The sequence below is a fragment of the Pseudomonas sp. B33.4 genome, assembly GCF_034555375.1.
Classification (GTDB): domain Bacteria; phylum Pseudomonadota; class Gammaproteobacteria; order Pseudomonadales; family Pseudomonadaceae; genus Aquipseudomonas.
The window spans coordinates 3,200,630-3,226,342 of record NZ_CP140706.1 but is presented as its reverse complement, the minus strand read 5'-3'; the positions used below and the strand labels follow the sequence as shown (position 1 = coordinate 3,226,342).

17 protein-coding genes and 1 pseudogene are annotated in these 25,713 nt (G+C 59.4%); 4 read left to right on the top strand and 14 right to left on the bottom strand.

Annotated elements, in window-relative coordinates:
• Positions 1-15: 15 nt before the first annotated feature.
• Complete coding sequence (locus U6037_RS14125) at positions 16-918, top strand: bestrophin family protein (protein WP_322847208.1); 903 nt, start codon at positions 16-18, stop codon at positions 916-918.
• Positions 919-961: 43 nt separating this feature from the next.
• Here the strand turns inward: U6037_RS14125 and U6037_RS14120 are convergent.
• From U6037_RS14120 to U6037_RS14075, 10 genes and pseudogenes are all read right to left on the bottom strand, one after another.
• Positions 962-1,054: pseudogene (locus U6037_RS14120) on the bottom strand (methionine ABC transporter substrate-binding protein); the annotation flags it as partial.
• A 26-nt stretch (positions 1,055-1,080) separates the two neighbouring features.
• On the bottom strand, positions 1,081-3,825 hold the full coding sequence (gene metC / locus U6037_RS14115) for a cystathionine beta-lyase (RefSeq protein WP_322847207.1): 2,745 nt from the start codon (positions 3,823-3,825) through the stop codon (positions 1,081-1,083).
• Between the two features lie 62 nt (positions 3,826-3,887).
• The gene (locus U6037_RS14110; protein WP_322847206.1) at positions 3,888-4,484 is read right to left on the bottom strand and encodes a cysteine dioxygenase; all 597 of its coding nucleotides are present in this window, start codon (positions 4,482-4,484) and stop codon (positions 3,888-3,890) included.
• 17 nt (positions 4,485-4,501) lie between these two features.
• Positions 4,502-5,338 (bottom strand): amino acid ABC transporter ATP-binding protein, encoded by an 837-nt coding sequence (locus U6037_RS14105; RefSeq protein WP_141125683.1) that lies wholly within the window; start codon positions 5,336-5,338, stop codon positions 4,502-4,504.
• Positions 5,325-6,113, bottom strand: a complete 789-nt coding sequence (locus U6037_RS14100; RefSeq protein WP_141125684.1) for an amino acid ABC transporter permease — start codon at positions 6,111-6,113, stop codon at positions 5,325-5,327. The genes U6037_RS14105 and U6037_RS14100 overlap by 14 nt, the downstream gene beginning before the upstream one ends.
• On the bottom strand, positions 6,103-6,837 hold the full coding sequence (locus tag U6037_RS14095; RefSeq protein ID WP_322847205.1) for an amino acid ABC transporter permease: 735 nt from the start codon (positions 6,835-6,837) through the stop codon (positions 6,103-6,105). Before U6037_RS14095 ends, U6037_RS14100 begins: the two co-directional genes overlap by 11 nt.
• The gene (locus tag U6037_RS14090; RefSeq protein ID WP_322847204.1) at positions 6,834-8,045 is read right to left on the bottom strand and encodes an aminotransferase class I/II-fold pyridoxal phosphate-dependent enzyme; all 1,212 of its coding nucleotides are present in this window, start codon (positions 8,043-8,045) and stop codon (positions 6,834-6,836) included. Before U6037_RS14090 ends, U6037_RS14095 begins: the two co-directional genes overlap by 4 nt.
• A complete protein-coding gene (locus tag U6037_RS14085; RefSeq protein ID WP_322847203.1) occupies positions 8,042-9,466 on the bottom strand; it encodes an FAD-binding oxidoreductase in 1,425 nt (474 codons plus the stop codon). The genes U6037_RS14090 and U6037_RS14085 overlap by 4 nt, the downstream gene beginning before the upstream one ends.
• Positions 9,463-10,314, bottom strand: a complete 852-nt coding sequence (locus U6037_RS14080) for a transporter substrate-binding domain-containing protein (RefSeq protein ID WP_322847202.1) — start codon at positions 10,312-10,314, stop codon at positions 9,463-9,465. Before U6037_RS14080 ends, U6037_RS14085 begins: the two co-directional genes overlap by 4 nt.
• Positions 10,315-10,372: 58 nt before the next feature.
• The gene (locus tag U6037_RS14075; RefSeq protein WP_322847201.1) at positions 10,373-11,215 is read right to left on the bottom strand and encodes a transporter substrate-binding domain-containing protein; all 843 of its coding nucleotides are present in this window, start codon (positions 11,213-11,215) and stop codon (positions 10,373-10,375) included.
• 252 nt (positions 11,216-11,467) lie between these two features.
• Between U6037_RS14075 and U6037_RS14070 the strand changes: the two genes are divergently transcribed.
• On the top strand, positions 11,468-12,328 hold the full coding sequence (locus U6037_RS14070) for a LysR substrate-binding domain-containing protein (RefSeq protein WP_322847200.1): 861 nt from the start codon (positions 11,468-11,470) through the stop codon (positions 12,326-12,328).
• A gap of 24 nt (positions 12,329-12,352) precedes the next feature.
• Here U6037_RS14070 and U6037_RS14065 read toward each other — a convergent pair whose 3' ends face one another.
• Both U6037_RS14065 and U6037_RS14060 read right to left on the bottom strand, forming a co-directional pair.
• Complete coding sequence (locus U6037_RS14065) at positions 12,353-12,946, bottom strand: hypothetical protein (protein ID WP_322847199.1); 594 nt, start codon at positions 12,944-12,946, stop codon at positions 12,353-12,355.
• Between the two features lie 67 nt (positions 12,947-13,013).
• Positions 13,014-13,748 carry a hypothetical protein gene (locus U6037_RS14060; RefSeq protein ID WP_322847198.1) on the bottom strand — a complete coding sequence of 245 codons (735 nt, stop codon included), beginning with the start codon at positions 13,746-13,748 and terminating at the stop codon, positions 13,014-13,016.
• Between the two features lie 326 nt (positions 13,749-14,074).
• On the opposite strand from U6037_RS14060, the gene U6037_RS14055 reads away from it, so the two are divergent.
• Together U6037_RS14055 and U6037_RS14050 are read left to right on the top strand one after the other, a co-directional pair.
• Positions 14,075-16,480 (top strand): glucose/quinate/shikimate family membrane-bound PQQ-dependent dehydrogenase, encoded by a 2,406-nt coding sequence (locus U6037_RS14055; protein WP_322847197.1) that lies wholly within the window; start codon positions 14,075-14,077, stop codon positions 16,478-16,480.
• Between the two features lie 85 nt (positions 16,481-16,565).
• Entirely contained in the window at positions 16,566-17,864 is a 1,299-nt protein-coding gene (locus U6037_RS14050; RefSeq protein ID WP_322847196.1) for a carbohydrate porin, read from the top strand.
• Between the two features lie 80 nt (positions 17,865-17,944).
• Here U6037_RS14050 and U6037_RS14045 read toward each other — a convergent pair whose 3' ends face one another.
• On the bottom strand, positions 17,945-21,778 hold the full coding sequence (locus tag U6037_RS14045; RefSeq protein WP_322847195.1) for a calcium-binding protein: 3,834 nt from the start codon (positions 21,776-21,778) through the stop codon (positions 17,945-17,947).
• A gap of 147 nt (positions 21,779-21,925) precedes the next feature.
• Entirely contained in the window at positions 21,926-25,678 is a 3,753-nt protein-coding gene (locus U6037_RS14040) for a calcium-binding protein (protein WP_322847194.1), read from the bottom strand.
• Positions 25,679-25,713: the final 35 nt, after the last annotated feature.

The window sequence follows — 25,713 nt, the reverse complement described above, 5'->3', positions numbered from 1 at the left end:
TCACGAGGTTTCCGTTTGAAAGCTGCCATCGTCAGAAAATACCGTTTGATCATCAAGACTCTGGGCTATGTCGGCTGGGCGTTGTTCTGGCTGCTGCTTTGGGACATCGCCGTCACCGTCGACTTCATGCTGTTCCTCAACGCCAAGCTGAATCTGCCATTGATGCCCCTGACGTTATTGGGTTCGGCATTGATCGTGCTGATCAGTTTCCGCAACAGCAGCGCTTACAACCGCTGGTGGGAAGCACGCACGTTGTGGGGGTCGATGATCAACAATTCGCGCAGCTTCGCCCGGCAGGTGCTGACGTTGCTGGATGATCCCGACGGCGAGGTCAATCCGGTCAAGTCGACCCTGTTGCGCCGCCACGTCGCCTATGTGAATTGCCTCGCGGCGCATCTGCAAGGCCAGCCTTGCCCTGAGGAAGTCCGCGCGTTTATTCCCGCCAATGAATTCGCCCGCAGTGGCACGACCAATAACTTCGCCAATGACATCCTCACCGGATCAGCGACTTTGCTCGCGCGGGAATACAAGGCCGGGCGCCTGGACAGCATTCGTCTGGCACGGCTGGAGTCGACGCTGGTCGATTTATCCAACAGCCAGGGTGGCATGGAGCGGATCGCGAATACGCCGCTGCCCTACCCGTATGTGTATTTTCCGCGGCTGTTTATTTCGCTGTTCTGCCTGATCGTGCCGGTCGGACTGGTGGAATCGTTGGGCTGGTTCACGCCGCTGGCTTCGACCGTGGTGGGTTTTATGCTGCTGGCCATCGAACGCATCGGCACCGATCTGCAAAGCCCGTTTCGCCACAGCGAACACCAGATTCAGATGGAAGCGCTGTGCGAAACCATCGAGAAAAACCTGCAGTCGATGCAGCGTGATTCGTTGGGCAATGTGCGCCGGGTTGAAGAGAACGCTTGAAGATATCGGGAGCCGTCAGCATGTCTGGCGACTCCCGACGGAGTCAGAACGCCGGCACCACATCGCCGTGATAACGCTCAAGAATGAACTGCTTCACCTGCGGTGAATTGAGCAATGCACCGAGTTTCTGCACCGCCGGCGCGTTGGCCTTGTCGCGACGCGTTATCCCAACGCCGCAAACCCCCGCCGTAAATCCTCAATCAGCGCGGCAACATCCTCCAGCCCGACATGCAACCTCAGCACCGGATTGAGCAAGCGCTCGGCTGCGCCAACGCGATCTTGGGTATCCGCCACGGTGATCAGGCTTTCATACCCACCCCACGAAGCCCCCAGTCCGAACACCTGCAACGCATCAATGAAGCGCTCAACGCCGTCCACATCGGCATCGCGCAATTCAAAGGACAACAAGCCGTTGCTGCCGCTGAAATCGCGTTTCCACAGTTCATGCCCCGGATGTTCAGACAGCGCCGGGTGAAACACCCGCTTCACCTGCGGCTGATCCTGCAGCCAATAGGCAATCTCCAACGCCTGACGCTCGTGCACTTCCAGCCTTGGCGCCAAGGTTCGCGCACCGCGCAGCACCAGATAGGCATCGTCCGGGCTGACGGTGATGCCAAAGGTGTCGCTCATCGACGCTAACGGCTGCCAGACCTCCTGCAGTGTGCAGACGCTGCCCATGACCACATCGCTGTGCCCACACAGATACTTGGTCAGCGCCATGATCGAGATGTCAGCGCCGAGTTTCAGCGGTCGATACAGGTAGCCCGAACCCCAGGTGTTGTCGACGGCCAGCAGGATGCCTCGTGGTTTGCATAGCGCGGCGATGGCTGGCAGGTCGGCGAGTTCATAGAGCAACGAGCCGGGGACTTCGGTGTAGACCATTTTCGTCTGGGGCAGCAGTTGCGCCGCCAGGTCGCTGCCGTCGGGGGCGAAGTAGTTGACCTGGATGCCGAACGGCTCGAGCAGTTCGCGGGCCAGACGTCGCACGGGCGCGTACACCGCGTCAGTGATCAGCAGGTGATCGCCGGGGCGCAGGTAGGTCAGGAAGGTTTGGGCGACAGCGGCCAGCCCGGTGCCGAACAGACGGGTGCGGTAACCGCCCTCCAGTTCGGTGACCAGATCTTCCAGAGCGAACGCCGTCGGATTACCCCGCGCGCCGTAGCTCAGCACGCGTTCTTTGTCTCGGCGGGCACGGGCGTCGCGCATTTGCGCCAGATTGTCGAACAGCACCGTGCTCAAGCGACTGACCGGTACGTTGACGCCTCGGGCACCACTGCCCTTTGCGCTTCGCCCGGCTTGCACAAGGTGCGTGCGGACTCGCCAATCGGCTTGCACACGCAGGGGTTTGAGACTGGCGATCTCATCCGCGCTCATCTGCGCCAACAAGCCGATTTCCCAAGCCAGATACTGACGGGCGGCGTCTTTGTTGCCGGAGTGCCGATCGTGGGTGAAAAACAGAAAGTCGATGCATTGCTCATCGGGCGGCGCGTTAGCGTCCTCCTGCACGGCGAATCCAGCCGCGCGCCAGGCAGCGAGACCGCCCTCCAACAGGCGCACGTGCTCACGCTGATCGGCCGTCAGCGCTTGTGTGGCGAAAGCGGCCAGCCGTGGGTCGTCGGCCAGCAACACCACAGGGCGCTGCTCGCCAGCGAGGTCATTGGCGAACAGCGAGCGGATTGACCAGCGCGAGCCGGCAATATGGGCCTTGCGATAGCTCATGCTCGGGCGCAGGTCTATCAGCGCTACCGCGTCATCCTTCAGCGCATCATTGAGCGACTGCGCAGTGATGACGGGCAACGCCGAATGAGCCGGAGCCTCATGCACCGGCAACGCCAGATCACTGTTGACCCCGCCTGCCAGCACATAAGCCTCATGACCCAGTTGTCGCAGCCAACTCGCGACAATCGGCGCGCGCACACCATCGCTGTCAAGCAACACCAACCGCGCCTGACGCACGCCGATGTACAGATCCGTCGATTGAATCAACTGCCCACCCGGGGTGTGTTGCGCACCCGGCAGGCTGCCAGCGGCAAATTCCTCGGCAGTGCGCACATCACAGAGAAACAGACTGCGTGCGCCCTCCTTCGCCCATTGCCGAACCTGCGCAGCGACCACCGTTTTCACGCCTGCCTGCTCGGCCACTCGCGTGGCGGCGAGACGTTGTTGTGGCAAGGTCTGCGCAGACACCGCATCGGCATAGCGCCGTGTGCTGCCGTGCTCCAGCTGGAAGTCTTCGAGGTACCAGCCTTGCGTGCCGTTCTCCAGCGCGTAAACCGGGTTCTTCACGCCCAGATTGATCAAGGTCTGGGCGCCGATGATGCTGCGGGTCCGCCCGGCGCAATTGACCACGATCGGCGTGCTGTCGTCCGGTACCAGATCCTGTACACGATAACCCAGCTCACCATTCGGGCAGCAGACCGAACCGGGAATGGTCATCTTGCGGTATTCGTCGAACGGCCGTCCGTCCAGCACCACCAGCGGCTCACCCCGCGCCTGCCATTCGGCCAACTGCGTGGCGGTGACATGCGGCGTATGCGCGGCCTCCTCGACCAATTCGCCGAACGCCTTGGACGGCACATGCACCCCGGCGAACAATTGATAACCGGCCGCCTGCCAGCCGTTGGCACCCCCGACGAGCACGTGCACGCGGCTGTAACCCAGCGTTTGCAAAAGCTGAGCGCAACGTGCCGCCACATCCCCGCCATTCTGGTCATAAATCACCAGTCGCGCCCGAGGGTTAGGCGCCAGGCGCCAGACCTCCAGTTCCAATCGGCTATAGGGCAGATTGACCCCGAAAAACAAGTGAGCTTCGCCATACTGGCCATGCTCGCGCACATCGAACAGGGCGATTTCCTGTCCATCGAACAACCACTGCTGCAATCGCTCCGGGGTTACGGTCTGGCTCATGGGAGTTCCGAAAAAAAGAAATTATTGAAGCGCCGGCGAGCGCTCATTGGCCGCGATGTCGATCATGCGTAGGCCTTGATCGACGGCGCCATTTGCGAGGCGTTGTAATTGAGAATGCGCCCATCGGCTTCGACGCCATAACGGCCGTTCAGCGACTCCAGCGGCAAACCGTAGAGGTGAAAATGCAGGGTGGCCTGCTCGCCTTCGACACGAATGCCATGCAGGTCTTCACCGAGAAATGCGATTGAGACGCCGGGCTTCACGATCACCTCTTCTTGCAAGTTCAACGTGGTGAACCCCGGTTCGCGGCCTTCGTCATCGCGACGGTAAACGTAATTGATTTCCTCGCCTTCGACGGCGCTGATGATCGCCCAGGTTTCGTGGTTGTGGGGGATGGTGCTCTTGCCTGGCAACAACGAGTTCAGATACAGCGTCGGTGTGTCGCCATCGTCATTCAGACGGTAGCGAAACGCCGTGCTGCCCTGCCCCGGCACCGGTGCGGGAAATGCCTCGAAGTTGAACAGATCACGCCGCTCGGCAAGGTCTTCGAGCAGGACAACAATTTCTGCCAGCGCGGCGCGGTCGACGCCACGTTGATTGATCACACGGATTTTCTGCAGAAAATCCTCAACGACGGCGGCACGGTTTTCGGTACTCATGAACGGGCTCCTCGGTGTCAGACGGACAGGCTGTAGCGACCCAGATTGGTCAGCAGATAGGGGTCGTTGGCGACGACAGGACGGCGCCCCGGATCGCCCAAGGCATGGCGCAAAAAGGTTTGCGTGCGCTCGCTGTCCGGGTGTTGAAAAATCTTTGCGGCGCTGCCGTGTTCGACGATCACGCCGTTTTCGGTGAAGTAGACGATGTCGCTGATTTCTTCGGCGAAACGCATCTCGTGGGTCACCAGCACGCAGGTCATGCCCTCTTCGGTCAGCTCACGAATCACCGTCAACACTTCACCAACGGTTTCCGGGTCGAGGGCCGAGGTCACTTCATCGAACAGAATCAGTTCCGGGCGCATTGCCAACGCCCGGGCGATCGCCACGCGCTGCTGCTGACCACCGGAAAGTTGCCCGGGAAAGGCATCGGCCTTGTGCTCCATACGCACTTTGGCGAGCAAGGCACGCGCTTCTTTTTCCGCCTCGATCCGGCTGCGGCCCAGGACTTTGCGCGGCGCGATCACCAGGTTCTCCAGCACCGACAAGTGCGGGAACAGGTTGTACTGCTGAAAGACAAACCCGACCTGCTTGCGCAATTCGATGCGCTGGGCCTCCTGAGCCAATGTGTGCACCTCGGTGTTGCCCACGCGGATCGTGCCGCGCTGCGGCTGCAGCAGACCGGTGATGCAACGCAAAATGGTCGATTTGCCGGAGCCGGACGGGCCGATGATCGACACCGCCTGACCACGATGGACATCCAGATCGATGCCCTTGAGCACCGGGTTGCTGCCGAACGACAGGTGCAGATCGCGCAGGCTGATCAGGGGCTCGGCGACGGTTTCAATAGAAGGCATAACGTCGCTCCAGGCGTTGGGTGAGACGGGAAATCGGGTAGCAATAGGCGAAGAACAACGCCAGCAGACTCAGGTAAATCACCACGGTAAAACCGGTCATGTTTACCGTGTTGCTGGCGATTTGCGCGGTATCAATCACGTCGTGTACGCCCACCAGTGAGGCCAGCGCGGTGCCCATGGTGATGACGGCATACAGGTTCATCCACGGCGGCAACATGCGCTTGAAGCATTGCGGCAGGATGATCGAGCAAAAGATCTGCCCTCGGCTGAAGGCCAGCGAACGCGCGGCTTCCCACTGGGTGCTGGGGATCGAAGCAATCGCGCCGCGGAAGATTTCCGCAACGTTGGCGCTGGCCGGCAAGGCCAGGCCGATGGTCACCTTGACCCAGTCCGGGAACGACACATACGTGCTGCCGATGTGGATCTCGAACGGAAACACGTAAGTGGTGAAGTAGATCAACACCAGCCACGGTGCATTGCGGAAAATCTGCACCCAGATTCGCGCCGGCAGGCGCAGCAAGCGCAATGGCGACAAGGCCAGGGCGCCCACCAGCAACCCCAGCACCGATCCCAGGCCGATGGCGACCAGACTGATCAGAATGTTCTGCGCAAAGCCTGTGGCCAGCGCCGGCGACCATTGCAGCAGCGCTTTGAGCACCGGACTTTGTGGGGTGAAGTAGACCAGCCAGAGCACAGTACCGGCCGCCAGCAGCAACTTGCCGAGGTGTCGACGCGGCCAGGTCAGCGGCGCGGCAACGGATGATTCAATGGCCATAGCCGGGCATCCTCAGGCGCGCTTCGAGGTAGCGCCCCATACAATTGACGGTAAAGCTCAGCAGGCCGAAAAAGCTCAGGATCAGAATCATCAGCTCCAGCACGTTGTCGCTCTGGGTCCAGATCATGATCGCCGCGTAGGTGATATCGCCGACGGCAATCGCCGAGGCCACGGCGGTCATCTTCACCAGATCAATCAGGTTGTTGACCAGTGACGGCAAGGCAAAACGCAGAGCCAACGGCAGTTGCACGTTCCACAACAACTGACGGCTGTTGAACGCCAGAGAGCTGGCAGCCTCCAGCGTCACCGCGGGCACGGCCTCAATGCCGGCGCGCAACGCCTCGGCATGAAAAGCGCCTTTGTGCAGTGAGATCACGATCACCACCCAGGCGAACGGCGTCAGCGGATTCGCCGCGCCGACGGCTTGGGTCAACAACATGTTCAGCACCAGAAACGCGCAATACAGCTGCACCAGCGTCGGTGTGTTGCGGGTGACTTCGACAAATACCCGCGCCGGTCTGGCCAGCCACGGTTTGCCTGAGGTCAGCATTGCCGCCAGTCCGATACCGGCGAGCAAGCTGCCGACGATGGTCAACAGGCACAGCCACACCGTGGTCAATGCGCCCTGTGCCAACGTGCCGCGCTGATAGGCGTCGAGCAGGAAGCTGTAATTGAGACCGAAACCGGCGGTCCAGTGGACGAACATTTCCAGCCAGTGATTCATGCGGCGCCCCGCAATTGTCGGCAGGCATGAGCGATGCGGCGCCCGGCTTCAGCCACGTTGTCGGTCGCGGTGGCGATTGACAGGCGAAACCATGGCGACAAGCCGTAAGCACTGCCCGCCACAGCCGCGACACCCTCATCCAGTAAATACGCGACGACATCCGCGTCATTGTTCAGGCGCACACCGTCCGGGCGATAACGCCCGAGCAGACCGGCGCAGCGGACAAACACAAAGAAACCGCCCTGCGGCTCAAGCACTCCCAGGCCGTCGATGTCGCGCAAGGCGTTCATCAGCAAATCCCGACGCCAGTGATAAGCCGCCACCTGTTCCGGCAAGAAATCCAGGCCTCCGTCGAAAGCTGCCAGTGCGGCGGCCTGCCCCACCGAGGACGCACCGGAAGTCGATTGCGACTGCACGACCGCCATGGCCTCAGTCAGCACTTGCGGGCCGGCGCCGAAACCGATGCGCCAACCGGTCATTGCGTAGGTTTTCGAGACGCCGCCGACCAGCAGACAGCGCGCTTGCAGATCGGGCGCCACATTGAGCAGGCTCTGTGCCGGTTGACCGTCAAAGCGAATGTGTTCGTAGAGTTCATCCAACAGGATCAGCACCTGCGGATGACGGCGCAGAACGGCAGCGATCGCTTGCAGCTCAGCCACGCTGTACACCGCGCCACTCGGATTGCCGGGACCGTTGAGGATTAGCCAGCGGGTTCGTTCGCCGATGTGCTGTTGCAGTTGCTCGGCGCTGAGCTTGCAGCCCTGCTCAAGTCCGCACGCGATAAACACCGCCTCGCCGCCATTGAACCGCACACTGTCCGGAAACGACGGCCAATACGGTGTCGGCACCAGTACTTCATCGCCGTCATCCAGGGTCGCGGCGAACGCGTTGAAGATGATCTGCTTGGCGCCGTTGGCGATCACGATGTCGGCCAGCGGATAGTCGAGACGGTTTTCTCGTTGCAGTTTGCGCTGCACCGCCAGGCGCAAGGCTTTCACGCCGGGGGTTGGCGTGTACTTGGTTGCCCCGGCAGCGATGGCGGCATAGGCGGCTTGTTTGATGTGTTCGGGGGTGTCGAAATCCGGCTCGCCGGTGGTCAGGTCGAGAATGTCGCGACCGGCCTCACGCAATTCAGTCGCGCGGGATTTGGCGGCGGCATTGGCCGACAGCGAGACGCGTTGCACACGTCGGGACAGGCGCAGGTTCATGGCGCAATCACCTCCACGACTTTACCGGGATTAAGCAGGTTTTTCGGGTCCAGCGCCTGCTTGATCCGCCGCATCAGGTTCAGCTCGACCGGGCTTTTATAGCGTTCAAGCATGTCCCGTTTGCGCTGACCGATACCGTGTTCGGCGCTGATCGAACCGCCGTGGGCATGGGCGCTGTCATGGACCAGCTCGCTCAATGCGGCGTAGTTGGCCATGTGCGCCTCGACGGTCGAGTCCAGCGGGTGCGCCACGTTGTAATGCAGGTTGCCGTCGCCCAAATGACCGAAGGTGAAATGACGCACGCCGGGGAAATGCGTTTGCAACAACGCATCGGTGTGCGCGACGAACGCCACGATTTGGGAGATCGGCACCGAAATGTCGTGCTTCATGTTGCGTCCGGCGCGCTTCTGCGCCTCGCTCATGTTTTCCCGCAGCAGCCATAGCGCTTCGCTCTGAGCGAGGCTTTCGGCGATCAATGCGTTGGCGAGCAAGCTGTTTTCGAACGCTTCGCCGAGCACCTCTTCAAACGCTTCGCGCGCATGGCTTTCGCTGTGGTTATCCGACAGTTCGAGCAAGGCGAACCACGGCAGACTGACGCCGAGAAACGGTTGCGGCCCTTCGGGAAACTGCTCGCGTAACAACGCCAGACACTCGGCGCTGAGCAGTTCGAACGCCGTGAGGCTGGCGCCGAAACCAGCGCGTGCATGGGAAAGGAATGTCACCGATTGAGCGAGGGAGTCGAAAGCCAGCAACGCCGTGGCTTGCGCCTTGGGTAACGGGAACAGCTTCAGCGTCGCCGCGGTGATAATGCCGAGTGTGCCTTCGCTGCCAATAAAAAGATCGCGCAGGTCGTAACCGGTATTGTCCTTGCGCAAACCGCGCAGACCGTTCCAGATTTCGCCCTCAGCGGTCACCACTTCCAGGCCCAGGGTCAGTTCGCGGGTATTGCCGTAGCGCAACACGGCAGTGCCGCCGGCATTGGTGCCCAGATTGCCGCCAATCGTGCAACTGCCTTCGGCGCCCAGACTCAGTGGGAACAAGCGTCCGGCCTGACGGGCAACGTCCTGAACGTTTTGCAGAATGCAGCCGCTCTCGACGGTCAGGGTGTCGTTATCGGTGTCCACCGAGCGCACCCGATTCAGGCGATCAAGCAGCAACAGAACGGCGTAACCACTGGCGTCCGGCGTGGCGCCGCCCATCAGACCGGTGTTACCGCCCTGCACCACGATGGGGGTGTCCCGTGCCACGCAGGCACGCACTACCGCCGCGACTTCCTGGGTACTTGCCGGGTGTACAGCGGCAATGACTTGCCCGACATACCGGCCCTGTTTGTCAGTCAGGTACGCCGCCGCGTCTTCGCTGCTCTGTACATGGTTGGCGCCGAGCAGTTGCTGCAACGCTTCGAACAATGCCCGGCTCATGATTGCGCCGCCAACGGCGCCGCATTGCGGTACTGCTCGTGCAAGTCACGCAAGGCCTGCGACGGTGCCATGCCGGTGCGCTCGCCGAGTTCGATCAGCCAGCCACTGCGGTGCCAGTCACGGACGATGGCATCGAGTTTTGCCTGGGTATCGTGCTCGCCCTTGCGTAGCCAGATCACTGAGTTGGACGGAATCAGATCGTTCGGCAGCGGCGTTTCATAACCGGACCACTCGGCATCGCTTGATAATGCATGCATGGTCGGGCTGACATGCACCGCTGCCACACAACCATTGCCGCGCAGCGACAGCAGCGATTCCGACTGACTGCGGAACGCCTTGATCTCGGCACCGTAGGTTTCCTGCAAAGGCTTGATGAAATTGCTGCCCTGCGACACGCACACCGGTTTGCCCTTGAGATCGGCCCATTGGGTAATGCCCGCACCCTTTCGAATCAACGCCGCGCCACCGACCTCCTCGTAAGGCGTGGGCACGTAATCGAGAATTTCGGCGCGCTCATCGGTGAACTGCATGTTGGCAATCAGGATGTCGACCTTGCCCTGCTGCAAGAACTGCACGCGATTGGGTGCCAGCACCGAGACGGTTTTGGCTTCGACGCCCAGTGCCTTGGCAATGCCCTTGGCCAGTTCGACGTTGTAGCCCAGGTGCTCGCCGGTCTTCGGCTCGATCGTACCGAACGGCGGGCCGCTGAGAATCACCCCGACGCTGATGGCGTGGCGTTGCTCGATCTTGTCCAGCGTCGCATCGGCCTGGGCGAGACTGGCGACCATACCGGCACACCCCGCCAGGCACAGGGTTAGCAGATTTCTTGCGGAAAAATGACGGTTCATGCACGACTACCTTGCAAGGCCATCGCGCAGCACGATGGACCGTGGAAAACGTGGGCGATCAGGCGCCGTTGGCTTGAAACTGCTTTTGCAGTTCCACCAGCGCAGGTGATGCGGGGGTGATGTGGTTGCGGGTCTGGGCTTCAATCAGCCAGCCGCTGCGATGCAGGTCTTGGATGATCGGATCGAGCCTGGCCTGGGTGTCGCTTTCGCCGCGACGGGTCCAGATCACCGACGGTGCGGGGTTGAGTTCGGGACTGATTGCTCGATAGCCCTGCCATTCGGCGGAGTCGGCGAGCAGCGGATTGATCAGCGTGGCGTCATGCACCGCCGCGACGCAGTTGTTGCCACGCAGGGCGAGCAACGATTCCGACGAGCTCTTGAAGGCTTTGATCTCCACGCCCAAATCGGTCAGCGGCTTGACGTAACTGCTGCCCTGCGAGGTGCAGACTGCCTGGTTTTTCAGATCTCCCCAGCGGGTGATCTTGCTGTCCTTGAGTACAGCGGCGGTGCCACCGACGCGATAGAACGGCGTCGGTACGAAGCCGAGGATCTCGCCGCGCTCGGCGGTCCACTCCATGTTGGCAATCAGCAAATCGACTTTGCCTTGCTGGAGAAACTGCACGCGGTTCGCGGGCAGGACCGGCACCAGTTGCACTTCAGCGCCGAGGCGACGGCCCAACTCCTGCGCGAGCTCAACGTTCAGGCCTCGCGGCTTCTGCGTGGCAGGATCAATCCCGCCGAACGGGCCACCGGACAGCAACACGCCGACCACCAACTGATGACGCTGCTCGATCTTCTCCAGCGTCGCATCCGCATGGGCACTCGCACTGCCGGCCAGCGCGATCAGAGCGCCCATTACCACGGGCAACCATTGTTTAACAGGCGTGCGCTTGAGCAACATGAACTTCCCCCAGATGGTTGATCGGCGTACCCCGATCTGTATGAGGGCATCCTATGTACCGCGCAGGTGTAACGGAAATTCAAATATCTAATATCGTTATAACTCGGCGTATTGCGACTTTTGGTATAAGCCTTTGAGCCCTGGGTTTACTGGGAGTCTGGATTGATCAATTCAACCCATCGACAGAAACACATCAACATCTGTAATGTTTAGCGTTGCCGTATTGATATAAAACAGCCAACAGGAATGGCCATGTCGACATCATCGACCCTCGACCTCGAATTGCTGCGCACCTTTATTGCTGTTGTGGATCACCACAGTTTTGCCGAGGCCGGCGCACAACTGGCGCGCACGCAGTCGTCGGTCACCCAACACATGCAGCGCCTGGAACAACTGGTCGGCGTGAGTCTGTTCGAGAAGCGCGGGCGGCAAAAACAACTCACCGAGGCTGGAATGCAGTTGTTGCGCAATGCACGGCAAATGCTTTTGCTCAACGACGAAGCACTTAATGGTCTGCGCGAAAGCACTCTGAGCGGCGTGTTGCGCATCGGCTCGCCCCACGACATCGCCGATACCATCCTGCCGCCGATGCTCAGCCACATCGCCCGCTCGGCCCCGCGCCTGCGGCTTGAGATCGACGTCGGTCGCAGTCCGTTTCTGATGGAAGACTTGCACCGCGGCAAGATCGACATGGTCATTTCCACCCGCCAGGACGCCAGCCTCGAAGGCTTCGCCCTGCGCACTTCGCCGGTGTGGTGGATTTGCTCGGCGCAGTACATCCATAACCCCGGCGAACCCTTGCCGTTGATTCTGGTGGACGAGCCGAGCATCTATCGACGCTACGCACTGGAAGCGCTGGAACGCGCGAACATCCCATGGCGTCAGGCGTATCTGGCTTCCAATCTGATCGGAATCAAAGCGGCGACACGCGCGGGTCTCGGCGTCACGGCGCGGAGTATGGAAATGCTCGGGCCGGACATGCGCGTACTGGGTGAAACCGACGGGTTGCCACGGTTGCCGGACGTGACCTATTACCTGTGGATCCGCCCCAACACCGTGAACCCGCTGGTGCGCCGGGCTTATGAGTTGATCAGAAGCCGTCAGGGCCTCTGATTGATCCTGAACTGAAGCCGGCGATCAATAGCCCCAGATCACCCGGTAGGTTTCTTCTCCCCCTTCGCGCTTTAATGCACCGGCAGGACCGCTTTCGTCGGTACGAAAGCACAGGTGCGGCTTATCGTTGTGTGAGCATGCAACGAGGTCTGCACCCGCGGCCCGCTTATTCAGTGCCGCCAGTTTTTGTTCGAGCTCGGCCACCTCAAGCCGACGTTCTGCGATCTGATCCAGCGTCGGAACCAGCAGCCACACGGCAAACACCTGGGCTGCCAGGACGATGACGACAGTCGCGATGATCCCTGACCAGAGTCTTTTGGTCAGGTGACGGCTTTGCTCTTGATACCGCGCCGTGACCGAACGTGCCACCTTGTCAGCCTCCACGAATTTCTCCCGCAATGACTGTGCGGTTTTCTTTGCAGTGGCTTCAGCGATCTCGTTTAGTGACTGCTTGACCGTTTCCGGAATCTTTCGAATGCTCTGTTGCACGGTTTCAGCCAGCGGTTGCAACTGCGCAGTCAACTTTGCTGCTGATTCCCGGTCGTGTTCAGCAGATGCCATGATCGCCTGAGCGGCGTTGACCAGTTCTTGAAGGTGTTTCAATGAAATCTCGCTCAACGATGGACTCCTGGTACGCGTTTTTTTCAAACATGTGACGGCGATATTGGGACACGAGCAGGACGGTCTATGGCTCCCAATCCATCTCAGGTGCCTGATACTCCATTTCTTTCTCGGCCACATCTGGCATTGCCCGCTCCAGGCGCGCGGCCAAACCCATACTCCGTTTCTCGTAATCAACAAGCCACTCGCGATGCGGTAAATCCAGGTCCGTTATGTCCCTGAGTTGCGCAAAATGAAGGGCTCCACCGCCACCCAACACCAGCAGTAAACCGCTGGTACCGGTGTCTTCTTTTCCTTGAGTCATTCGCACCAGGGCCAGATATCGCTGAGCCCGTTCAGTTGAAGTCTCTGGAGTCGGGACCAGAGCCTGTTTTGCAGTCTGTCGGATAAAGTTTTCCATACCCTGGGCCACACGTGCATCGGTGCCCAAGGCTTCAACGTAGGGAACCGCGCGCACCAGTAAAGGGTTATCCACTTCCGAAGATGCGGCTACATCTACGTACCAATGTATTTGTTTAGACGTGGCCCTCATCTCATCGTTTTTTTCCAGTGCCGCCATTAGTGCACGGTGGCGAAGCTGCTCTTTTTGCATTCGCGCACCTTGAGCCTTGAACTCGATCAATCTGACAACCCCGGGGAAGGTCAACAGAACATCGCCTAACGCCGTGTCTGCGGGTGTCTGTTGCAAAAGGTTCACTACACTTGGAAATGGCGTTGTTTTGCCCTCCAGACCGGAGCGTATGGCGAAGCCCAAACCGTATAAAAAATTTCCGATGGCTACGTTTTCATAAAGCTTCAACAGTTGTTCTCCCCAACGTTTGCTTAACCGTATGTATTCAGGACGTGCCTATAGCCGACTCCACGTCTGTAACTCCGTCCGTCAGTCGCGAGCCTACTCCATCTACGCGGTGAGGCCAGGTCCGCATCTGTCACAAATAACAGCTTTCCTGGCAAAACAATCACACATTGCTGAAATTTAGAAAAACTTTTCAACCCTCTGAGTGCGCCAGCCTCGGCTCAAAGGCGTTATTGAATGACCAACAACGCTTTATTACCGAATTTGTGATTTAACTAGATAGTTACCTAATTATATAATGCGTTCCTCATTTCAACGGGACACTCAACGTGAAGCAGAGTCAACGCCTCTCAGGCATCTCAAAATTCATTCTCGTCGGGCTGGGCGTCGTGATCGCCCTGCTCGGCTTGGCGCTCGCTGCTGGCGGCGTGAAGTTGGTCACCCTGGGAGGCTCGTGGTACTTCCTGGTGGGCGGTGTGGTCATGGCCGTTTCCGGTCTGCTGATCGCGCGTTTCAAGCTGGCTGGTGCGTGGCTGTTCGCCGCGTTTCTGGTGGGCACCGCGATCTGGGCAGTGAGCGATGCCGGCCTGGTGTTCTGGCCGGTGTTCTCGCGCCTGTTCATGTTCAGTGTGATCGGTCTGGTCGTGGCGCTGGTCTATCCGCTGCTCAAGCGTGCCAACGGCAGTGTTGCGGGTCGCGGCGCTTACGCCGTGGCTGCGGTGCTGGCGGTCGGCGTGGTTGTAGCGGCCGGCAATATGTTTGTCGCCCATCCAACCGTGGCGGCAACCGGCACTGGCCCAGGCCTGACCCCGGTCGAGCCGGACAAGGCGCAAAAGGACTGGGCGCACTACGGTAATACCGAGGGTGGCAGCCGCTTCGCTGCGCTGGACCAGATCAACCGCAGCAACGTCGACAAATTGAAAGTCGCGTGGACCTACCACACCGGTGACGTCGCCGAGAGTGATGGCAACGGTGCTGAAGATCAGCTCACCCCGCTGCAGGTTGGCAACAAGGTGTTCATCTGCACCCCGCACAACAACCTGATCGCCCTCGATGCCGACACCGGTAAAGAGCTGTGGAAGAACGCGATCAACGCTCAGTCGAAAGTCTGGCAGCGCTGCCGTGGCATGGCCTATTTCGACGCCACCGTCGCTATCGCTCAGCCGGCCAATTCGAAAATCATCGAAGCCAAGCCTGCTCCGGCCGCCAATTGCCAGCGTCGTCTGCTGACTAACACCATTGATGCCCGCCTGATCGCGGTCGATGCGGACACCGGCGAGTTCTGCCAGGGCTTCGGCAACAATGGCCAGGTTGATCTGAAGGCCGGTCTGGGCAACGTCCCGGACAGCTACTATCAGCTGTCCTCCGCTCCGCTGATGGCCGGCACCACCGTGGTGGTTGGCGGTCGCGTGGCTGACAACGTGCAAACCGACATGCCGGGTGGCGTGATCCGTGGTTTCGACGTGATGACCGGCGCCATGCGTTGGGCCTTCGACCCGGGTAACCCGCAGGATAAAAACGCACCGGCCGACGGCAGCACTTATGTGCGCAGCACGCCGAACAGCTGGGCGCCGATGTCCTACGACCCGGCGACCAACACCGTGTTCCTGCCGATGGGCAGTTCGTCCACCGACATCTATGGTGTCGAGCGCAGCAAACTCGATCACACCTACGGCGCTTCGATTCTGGCGCTGGACGCCACCAGCGGTGACGAGCGCTGGGTATTCCAGACCGTGCACAACGATCTCTGGGACTTCGACCTGCCAATGCAGCCGAGCCTGATCGACTTCACCAAGGACGGCAAAAGCATTCCGGCGCTGGTCATCGGCACCAAGGCCGGGCAGATCTACGTGCTCGACCGTGCCACCGGCAAACCGCTGACCGAGGTTAAAGAAGTCCCGGTCAAAGCAGCGAACATCCCGAACGAACCGTACTCCCCGACTCAGCCGAAATCGGTGGGCATGCCAGAAATCGGTGCTCAGCACCTGACTGAATCGGACATGTGGGGCGCAACCCCGTACGACCAGTTGCTCTGCCGCATCGACTTCAAAGGCATGCGCTACGACGGCCTGTACACCGCGCCGGGCATGGACAAATCGCTGAGCTTCCCGGGTTCGCTGGGTGGCATGAACTGGGGCAGCATCTCCACTGACCCGGTACACGGCTTCATCTTCGTCAACGACATGCGTCTGGGTCTGTGGATTCAGATGATCCCGTCGCAGAACAAGGGTCAAGCCGCTGGCGGTGGCGAAGCGCTGAACACCGGCATGGGCGCCGTACCGCTGAAAGGCACGCCGTACGCTGTGAACAAGAACCGCTTCCTGTCGGTGGCCGGCATTCCTTGCCAGGCACCACCGTTCGGCACGCTGACGGCGATCGACATGAAGACCCAGAAAATCGCCTGGCAGGTTCCGGTCGGCACCGTTGAAGACACCGGTCCACTGGGCATCCGCATGCACCTGCCGATCAAGATCGGTCTGCCAACCCTCGGCGGCACGCTGTCGACCCAAGGTGGTTTGATCTTCATCGCCGGCACCCAGGACTTCTACCTGCGCGCCTTCAACAGCGGCAACGGTGAAGAAGTCTGGAAAGCACGTCTGCCAGTCGGCAGCCAAGGCGGCCCGATGACCTATGTTTCGCCGAAAACCGGCAAGCAATACATCGTCATCACCGCCGGCGGTGCGCGTCAGTCGACTGATCGCGGCGACTACGTGATGGCTTACGCCCTGCCGTAAACCGAGGTGTTCACGTAAAGCGCGGCACCTTCGGGTGCCGCGCTGCTTTTCCCCTATTGCTCAAGTTTTCTGCAGGAAGATTTACATGCTATCGGCTGTTGGTTTTTCCCGTTCCAACCTGTTCAAAGGCCTGGTGCTGGGCCTCACATGCACCACCACCCTCCCCGCGCTGGCCGACAATGATTCTGATCTGTTGACCCGCAGCACCCTGACCGGTGACTGGGGTGGCTTGCGTCATCAGATGGATGAACAAGGCATCAAATTCACCGGCGACTACAGCGGCGAAATGGCTTACAACGCCGATGGCGGCTTGCATCGCTCGGCGCGCTACTCGCAGAACATCAAGCTCGGCGTGCAGTTCGATCTGAGCAAGATGTACGGCGTCGACAACGCCGGCAAAGTCCAGCTGACCATCAACGACCGACGTGGCAACAGCGCGTCCGAAGATCTGGTCGGCAACCGTCTGCCGATTCAGGAAAACTACGGCGGCCTGTACACGCGCCTGACCGAACTGAGTTACGAGCGCAGCCTGTTTACCCCGGCGCTCAATGTGAAACTCGGTTACATGGCCATGGGCAACGACCTTGGTGGTCTCGACAGCGGCATCCTCTGCAACTTCATGAACGCCGGTTTCTGCGGCCATCCGCTGAACATGTCCGGCGGCAGCGGCTGGACCAACTACCCCAACGCGCGCCTCGGCGTGCGAGTGAAATACGACCTGTCGTCGTCCTGGCAACTGCGCGTGGCGGCGTTCAACGTCGACCCGGAAAGCAACGGCAACTCCAGTCGCGCCTGGCACCTTGGCCCGAAACACACCACCGGCACCGTGGTGCCCATCGAGCTGGTGTACAAACATGCGGGTGAGCTGCCTGGCGAATACAAGCTCGGTTACTACTACGACAGCTCTGATGTAAAACGCATCGGCAGTGACAAAGAAGTGTCCGGTCGCGGCGGTCATTACCTGCTGATCGATCAGGCGATCTGGAGCTCGCCGACCTCCGAGGGCCGTAGCCTGCACGCTTTCGGTCAGTACTCGGCGGCCAGCGAAGCAGCCTCGCCGTTCAGCAAGTGGTACGGCACCGGCGTGGTGCTGTACAAACCGTTCGAAGGTCGTCCGCGTGACACCGTTGCTCTCGGTTACGGCCGCGCCGTGCCGAACCCGCGCAGCCGTGACGTTTTGCAGGACGCCGCATTGAATAACGGCACAGCGTTCCCGAACCTGGACAGCGCCGAGCAATTGATCGAACTCGGTTACGGTTATCAGGCCACGCCTTGGCTGACCCTGCGCCCGAATGTGCAGTACATCATCGAGCCGGGCGCGTTTTCCGCGCAGGATATCGACAATGCGCTGGTGATCGGATTGCAGGTAAAAGCAGCACTCTGATATCGACGGTTTGAGCACCCGGCAGCATTGGTCTCAACTGCCGGGTGCTGGCTGATGGATGCGACCGTGGCTGAGGCAAGTCAATGCCAATTGGCAGCGATCACGGGAACCAATGCTGTCTGGTAGGCTGCGGGCAGTGTTGTTTGTCCGCTTGCCGGAGGTGCAAAGGCTGCCATGGCAGTGACCAGATTATTGACTTGAGTGTCCAGCAGCACCTTTCCTCCCGATGCCGTAAATTGTTCAACATGGTGTTCGTTGCCCAGATACCAGTCCTGTATGAGCAACTGATCGGACTTGCCGATGACGCTGACTTCCAGGTCATTGTCGACCCGGCGAAACCAGAGATTATCGGCAGCGGCCGAAATCAATGCGACATCGACATCGCCGGTGAAAGACTCTGTCTCTATGATCCGGTCGCGCCCACTGCCGGCGGTCAATAAATATTTGTCGCTGCCTGTGCCCCCCGCCAGGACATCATTTCCAGCCATGCCATTGAGGGTATCGTCACCCGCCTGGCCCATCAGGATGTTGGCGGCGCCATTGCCCAGCATAATGTTCGCAAGGGTGTTACCGGTTCCATTGATTGCCGCGCTGCCGGTCAACGTCAACCTTTCAACATTCTCGGATAATACGAAAGAAACGCCCGCACGAACGTGATCATTTCCTTCGTTCGCTTTCTCGATAATGACATCCGTCGCAGTACTGACTTCGTAAGTATCGTCGCCATACCCGCCAATCAGCGTATTGCGCCCTGCTCCCCCCGAAAGCGTGTCATTACCGTAGCTGCCTTCGAGCCTGTCATCACCCGCACTTCCTGTCAGCACCAGCGGCTCATATACCTCGCCTTTCCAGGCCGCGACCAATAAAGGTTGCAAAGCACTTTTCACTTCTGGCGAAAGGTTTGTCTGGCCGAGCGGCGGCAGTGCAAGTCCGGCCATCGCCTGAACCAGTGTCTCGACTTGCGCCGCCAACAGCGTGCCGCCATTGGAAGATACAAACGCTTCGACCCGATAACGCTCACCGAGATACCAGTTGGTGACGACCACGCCATCGATAGTCCCGATGATGCTGACCTCCAGATCATCGCCTGTACGTCTGAACCAGAGCTGATTGGCCAACACTGAATTGGTGAACGCGACCGTGTCGAGGTTCTCGTTCGGATCGTTTTCCACAATACGATCCTTGCCGTTTCCGCGTGCAATGACGTAACGATCATTGCCTGCGCCGCCAACCAGCAGATCGTCGCCCTCAAAACCATTCAATATATCGAGGCCACCTTCGCCTCGCAGTGTATTGCCAGCAGCGTTACCGAAGAGAACGTTGTTGCTGTCGTTGCCAGTTCCGTTGATCGCATCGGTACCTGTCAGGGTCAGTAACTCGACATATTCAGGGAGGACAAAACTCACTGAGGACTTGATCGCGTCGGAGCCGCCATCCACCGTTTCAATCACCGAATCTTCAGCGCTGGAGACGATGTAGATGTCGTTGCCAGCGCCGCCGATCAGGATGTTTGCGCCTGAGCCGCCGTTCAGCGTGTCGTTGCCGGCGCCACCGTCGAGCGTGTCGTCACCCGCGTAACCGTTCAATAAATCATCGCCGGCCTTGCCCAACAACACATCGTCTCCCGCACTTCCCTCAAGGGTATCGTTTGCGGAGGTCCCTTCTTTGGTAATTCCCGGCACTTTCGGCGCCGTCCAGTTTTCTTGGAAGGCTGCAGCCAATGCGGTCGCGAGCGTGGCGGGAAGGCTGAGTTGCCCGACAGCCGGCGACGGCAATGCTGCCATCACCTCGACCATTTTCTGCACCCCTGCCGCCGTCAGCGTTTTGCCGTCGGCAGTCTTGAACTCTTCAACTCGATACTGCGTGCCCAAAAACCAGTTTTCCACGACAACGTAATCATCGGTCCCGATGATGCTCATCCGCAGATCATTGCTGACTCGTTGCAACCAGAGTTGTTCGGCAATGATATTGGCCGCGAACTGGACGATATCGCGATTGCCAGCCGTCGCGTCACTTTCCACGATGCGGTCATGGCCATCGCCACGCCCGAACCGGTAGAGGTCGTTGCCGCTTCCTCCCACCAGGACATCATTGCCTTCGTTACCCGCCAGGGTGTCATTGCCTGCCCCTCCTTCCAGGCGGTCATCTCCCTGCGCGCCAGTCAGTTCGTTCGCACCGGCGTCACCGGTGAGCGTGTCGGAGTAGGAAGAGCCAATGACATTTTCAAAACCACTCAGGGTGTCCGTTGCGCCTTCACCGTTACGTGCGGTCCCCGAAGCCAGATTGACGGCGACGGCCGATGACACGGTTCGATAGTCCAGCGTATCAACGCCCGCACCGCCGCTAAGGATATTGTTGCCAGCACCTCCGCTGATGCGGTCGTTGCCGTCGCCGCCACTGATCTGGTTGTCCTGGCTGTCACCCGTCAACTGGTCGGCAAATGCGCTGCCGAACATATTTTGCACATGCGTGAATCCATCAAAGTCTCTCGGCGTGAGCGAGTCGAGCTTCACACCAACGCCATGCATCAATCCTGAAAAATCCACCGTATTGACACCCAGAAGGTTGTCATAAAGAGAAAGACTGTTGACGGCTACACCACTCAGCGTCAGCAGTGTCACCCCTGGCCTGAACGACAACCGTGTCTGCGCGGAGGTATCTTCATCCACATAAAGGGTTTGAGAACCGGGTGTCAGCAAGAGTCGATCACCCGACAGTCCGACCTGGAAATTGTTCACTCGATGGCCCGTTGCACCTGGCAGGTCGGTGAACACAAAGGTGTCACGCCCTGCTCCGCCCGTCAGCACGTGCCCCGCGCCTGCTGCGGACACCAGCAGGCCACCGGAGCCACTGGCCACCGCTGCGGCATTCACCCCGGACACGAATTGTGCAGTGGCATACCCAAGCATTGCCCCCACAGCCGCCGGCAAGGCCTGCAGACTGGCCGCCGCTGCGGCGTACGCATTTTGCGCGTTAGCCTGTGCAATCAGGATCGATGCCGCTTTATTTCTGTCAACCTCGGAAGCCCAGTCATAACGTACGGTTTGCACCACATCGACCCATACGCCCTCGCTTGGTTTGAAGACGTTGGTTGGAACAAATCGTTGAGTCGTCACCGAGCGGTTGGCGGGCAAAACACTGCCCAACCGATCGCGATTGCGGGTCACCGCTTCTGCTGCAACAGACAATTGCGAGAGTGCGTTCTGATAAAGCGAAATCGCGTTGGCAAAGCCTTGTTCAAAGGCTGCGGCCGCGGATCGGGCAGACTGAATGCTTTTTTGATCGCGTGCGTTATTGGCCCCAATGGCCTGGCCCAAGGCGAATTGTCGAGCGGTGGCGGACGAGGCCGCAGCCTGCCCGGCGGTTGTAGTCGCTGAAAGGGAACTAGTGATCAAACCCAGATCCGCTATAGAGGCACTGACCACACCAACACCTCGTTCGAGGCGACTGGCAGGGACAGTAACCGACTGCGGAGAGGACACTTCAATGGTTTGCTGGATATAAAAAGCATCGGGATTGAGCGCGGTTATCCGTTCATAGCTCGTCACATAATCGGGACGTCCCTGCAACGGATTGGTTGAGTCAAAATTATTGGCCGTTGAGATGACATAAGTCTCGGCGTCGCTGTTCGTTCGATAGCGATAACTGTTGAGGCCCGGATTCAGATAAAACGAGGACACCTGAGCGGACAATGCGCGGACAGACGCGTTGGCGTTGTTCAAAGCGGTCACCGCCGAGGCCGACTGATTGACTGCGGCGTTGGCCAGGGTCGCGCCTTGAAGAACGCTGCCTGACTCGTAAAGACGTCGTGTCTCCAGCGCCACGCCAGTCACTGAGGGCACCAAGGGCACATCGACTACGGTGCTGAAATAAGCCGCCAATGAGGGCGCCTGCGCAATGGTCGCCGGATCCATTGGATCAAACCCGGGGTTGGTCTGTTGCCACGCCGCTGTCGTTGCGACAGCAAGTTCCGCCGCCTCCCGGCTCAATTTCAGGCCATTGCTCAGTTCGATCGACGCCAGTTTTCGATAGTCGGCAACGAACCAGTCCTGAATGGAAACCTAATCATGAGTACCCAGTACCGAGAGAACCAGATTGTTTCCTTCCCGCGCTAGCCACAGATCGCTCGCCTTGATACCGGCCTGCAACGCTAAAGTGGAGCTGGGCCCCGCATTGGCTGATACCCCGTTAAGCAGTGAGTCCTGACCGTCGCCTCGATCAAAGAGGTACCTGTCATTCCCGCCTGCACCGACCAGGCGATCGTTGCCCCGGCCCCCGATCAGGACATTATTGACCGTGCTGCCGGTCAATGTGTCGCGCCAGGCCGACCCGGTAATGTTCTCAATGCTGTAAAGCGTGCTGCCAAGACTATCGCTGCCGGTCGACAGGTTTACGCTTATCGCACCGTTCGCTTCGGCATAGCTGACGGAGTCCGTGCCCGTATTACCATCCAGCCAGTAACCTGCGCCGGTGATCACAAAGGTGTCGTTACCGCTTCCACCTCGCAGAACCGAAGCCCAATCACCACCAATCAACGTATCACCGTAGTTTGACGCGGTAATTTCGTTCACATGGACCTGGCCGTCGAACAAGCCGTTGGCTCTCAGGCTTCGAACCCCGGCCTGATTGAATTCGGCAAACGACATGGCACGAACACCACTGAAATTGGCATACAGATTCAATTCGGCAGCGTTCACGCCGAGCAGGTCGGCATAGCGCTGGCCGTCCGCTGTACTGACGCGTACCCCCGTCGAAAGGCTGGTGATTTTTGCGCCGTCGCCCAAACCGAGAAGTTGAATCTGGTCACCGGCACTGCCCGCTTGAAAGCCTTGCAGAGTCACTTGGCCGGAGGCCAGGCTGAGCAAAACATTGTCGACGCCACTGTTGAGTTGAAACTGCTGAGCGCCTTGGCCTGCCAGGATCAGGTTGTACGCGTTGCCCACCGCGACCGTACTGCCGCTGACGCCTGCATAGGCTTTGGCATAACCCGCCGACTGTGCAAAAGCCCCCAAGGACGCATCGATTCCGACTTTCAAGTCGCGGAACAATTGCAGAACACCGGTATAAGCGGCAAAGGTGTCCGCAGCGAAACCGGCATCCTGGGGGGAGAAAAAGGTATAGCCGCCCGCCAGATGCCCCGTGTAAGACGTGTTGATCGGCACCAGCACATTCAATTCCGCACGCAAGTATTCCAGTTGCGCGGCATACGTAGCCCAGGCCGCAGCGGTACCCAGATAAGACGTCGCGGCGGCACCCCAGGACGCCGCAGCCGATGCCGCACTTGCCAGCGCCGCTGCACGATATGCAGGCGTGGAAAGCGCATTGGCGACCAGAGCCGCGCTCTGGGCATTGGCGAGTGCCGTCGCCCCGGCATCGACAGACTGCAAAGTGGTAACGACCGCATTGTAGTAAGACGAACCCGATTGCATCAGCGCCATCACATCTTTCCCGGCACTGCTGCCACGCTGCACTGCCGGGTTCTCCCCGGCATGCGAAGTAATCAGCGTGGGGTCTTTCACCGTCAGCAAGGGGTTGGGATAGCCCTGATACGTGTGCGAGCGCGCCGTGTTCATCCAGTTTTGCAATGTTGCAATCTGTGCCGAGAAATTCGGAACCCTGGCTGCCAGCGCGGCATTTACGCCGCGTGCTTGGCCCGCCGCCATTGCGGCATAGCCTTTTGCCGCGTAATCAGCAAATACCAGGGTGCCAGGACTGACAGGTCCGGAGCTAGTGGCGCTGTTGGCAAGCTGTTCGCTCAAGCCGACATCCGCCACTTCGCGGCGAGTTCCGTCGGCGAGTGTGAACCGGGCTGTCGAATCGATCAGTCCGCCAGCCACTTGCCGACCATCATGGATCGAATGCAGATCAATGGAGGCAATTCCCAAAGCCGCCAAAGTCTTCAGTTCGCCGCGCGACGCAATGCCGTTCTGGTCGGCGTCTACCCAGACCTGGACACTATCGAAGTAACTGGCACCGGTCCGGGGATCGATCAGCGCGGTCTCGCGTGAAAATACAGCGCTTCCCGCCTGAGTCAGTGTCGCCAGAGCAGAGAAGCCGTTCTGACCGGCCTGGGCGGTTTGGCCTGGCGCAGCAAAGGACTCACCGAACCATTCGGCAGAACTGTCGACAGTGCCGTTGCCGTTGCTATCGAACACCAGGATGCCGTTCTCGGCCCCTACCCAACCCACCGCACTTTTGCTGCCATCGGCGTTATGGTCAAACACCGCGTTGCTTTGCGAAGGCGCAATCAACTGGATGCCATTGCCGGTCAGATCCAATACCAGCGGTAAACTGTGCACCAGAGGCTCGTTGCCATAACTCAAGACTTGTACGTTGAACAACGAGGGTGGCCGGGTGTTCCAGCGTTGCTGAGCGGTTATCGCTTGCTGAACGGCCGCCGCCAGACTGGATGCCAATATCAGTGACGAGGGAATCGTGCCACTCAGGGCGATGGGGGCCCAACGGTCCGAGACAGCTGCCAACGCCAGGCGCTGCTGAAGATATTTCAACGACGACGCGTTATCGGCCGCCATCGCGACACCCTCGGCAGGTGTGTTGAAAACAAGGCTGGTTTGCGCTTGTTGGGACTGCATGGCCGTTGCCGTTGCCAGTCCGATAGTTTGTTGAGAGGTCTGGGAAAGATAAGTGGCCAGACCCGCGTCAGTCCCCGTGAAGGTTTTGCCGTTTTGAGTCCAGGTCGTGCTGGCCGGTCGTCCGTCAAAACCGTAGGTCTGCTCGACAGACAGACCGTTCGCATTTTTCCAGGCGACAGCCATGCCTTGCGCGGTCAAACGGTAAGTAGCCGACAGGTCACCATAGCTGTGCTGGACAGACACATTTTGTTTGCCGACCGTCACGCTTGCCTCTTTCGGCACATCGATCAGTGTGACCCCGGCTATTTGTATTTCGATCCCGCTGCCTTTGTATAAAACAGCGCTGCTGCCACCACCTGCCTGCGACAGCGGAATCGACAACTTGATATTTCCATCAGCATCAATTTCGACACCATTGATGTCGTCGATTGAAATCCTGGTAATGTCTTTGAGTAAAACCTTGAGGGCGTTTTGATCGATGGCGCCAGACACAGCCGATGACGTTACGCCGAAATAGTCGATGGTGGTTTGCAGGTTTAGCGGATTGATCAGGTTTTTGTTTGCAGCATCCATGGCTACTTTCAAGAACCCGGAAAGCGTTGCTTCATCGACACGCTCCTGCCAGCGGCCGAAGTCTTCATTAGTGGTGGTGAATTGGGCGGTATTGGAAAGATAAAAAGACTCATAGTTTGTTCTACTGACCTCCGAAGCCGTCAGCAGGTACTCGGCGGTGGCGTTCAAACCACCCGTGCGGTTCCCCCACATGGCCAACTCGGCAACAAATTGCAGGTCAAGGGCGTTTCGGTTCAAACCGCCAGGCCCGTTAGGGTTGTTGGCGGCGGCATCCAGCGCCACGTTTACATACTTTTCGATAAGCACCAGCTGTTTGGCGTCGGCTTCATCGACAAGATCGCGATGGGCCGACAAAGCCCGGTCAACCAGTGCCGTCTCGTTGACGTTGAGCATGATTTTCTGGCTGGCCTTTGAATAAAGGCTGTCAGCCTGAGCCTGAGTCAGCGCGCCGAGCGCAACTTCGGCGTTGAGGATTCCACGAAAGGCCGTTTTAGCGATGCTGCTATTGCCCACATCATTCTGAAGCGAGCCAAATGACAGCCCGCTCTGGCCGGTGGATACCGAGGAAACGTAAGGGTTCGAGCCGCCGATTTCGGAACTTGAAACGGACTTTTTAAGAAAGTCGCGCAACTGCTGACTGTCGAGCACAGGCACCTCCTGGTGAACAGTAAAAAATAATTATG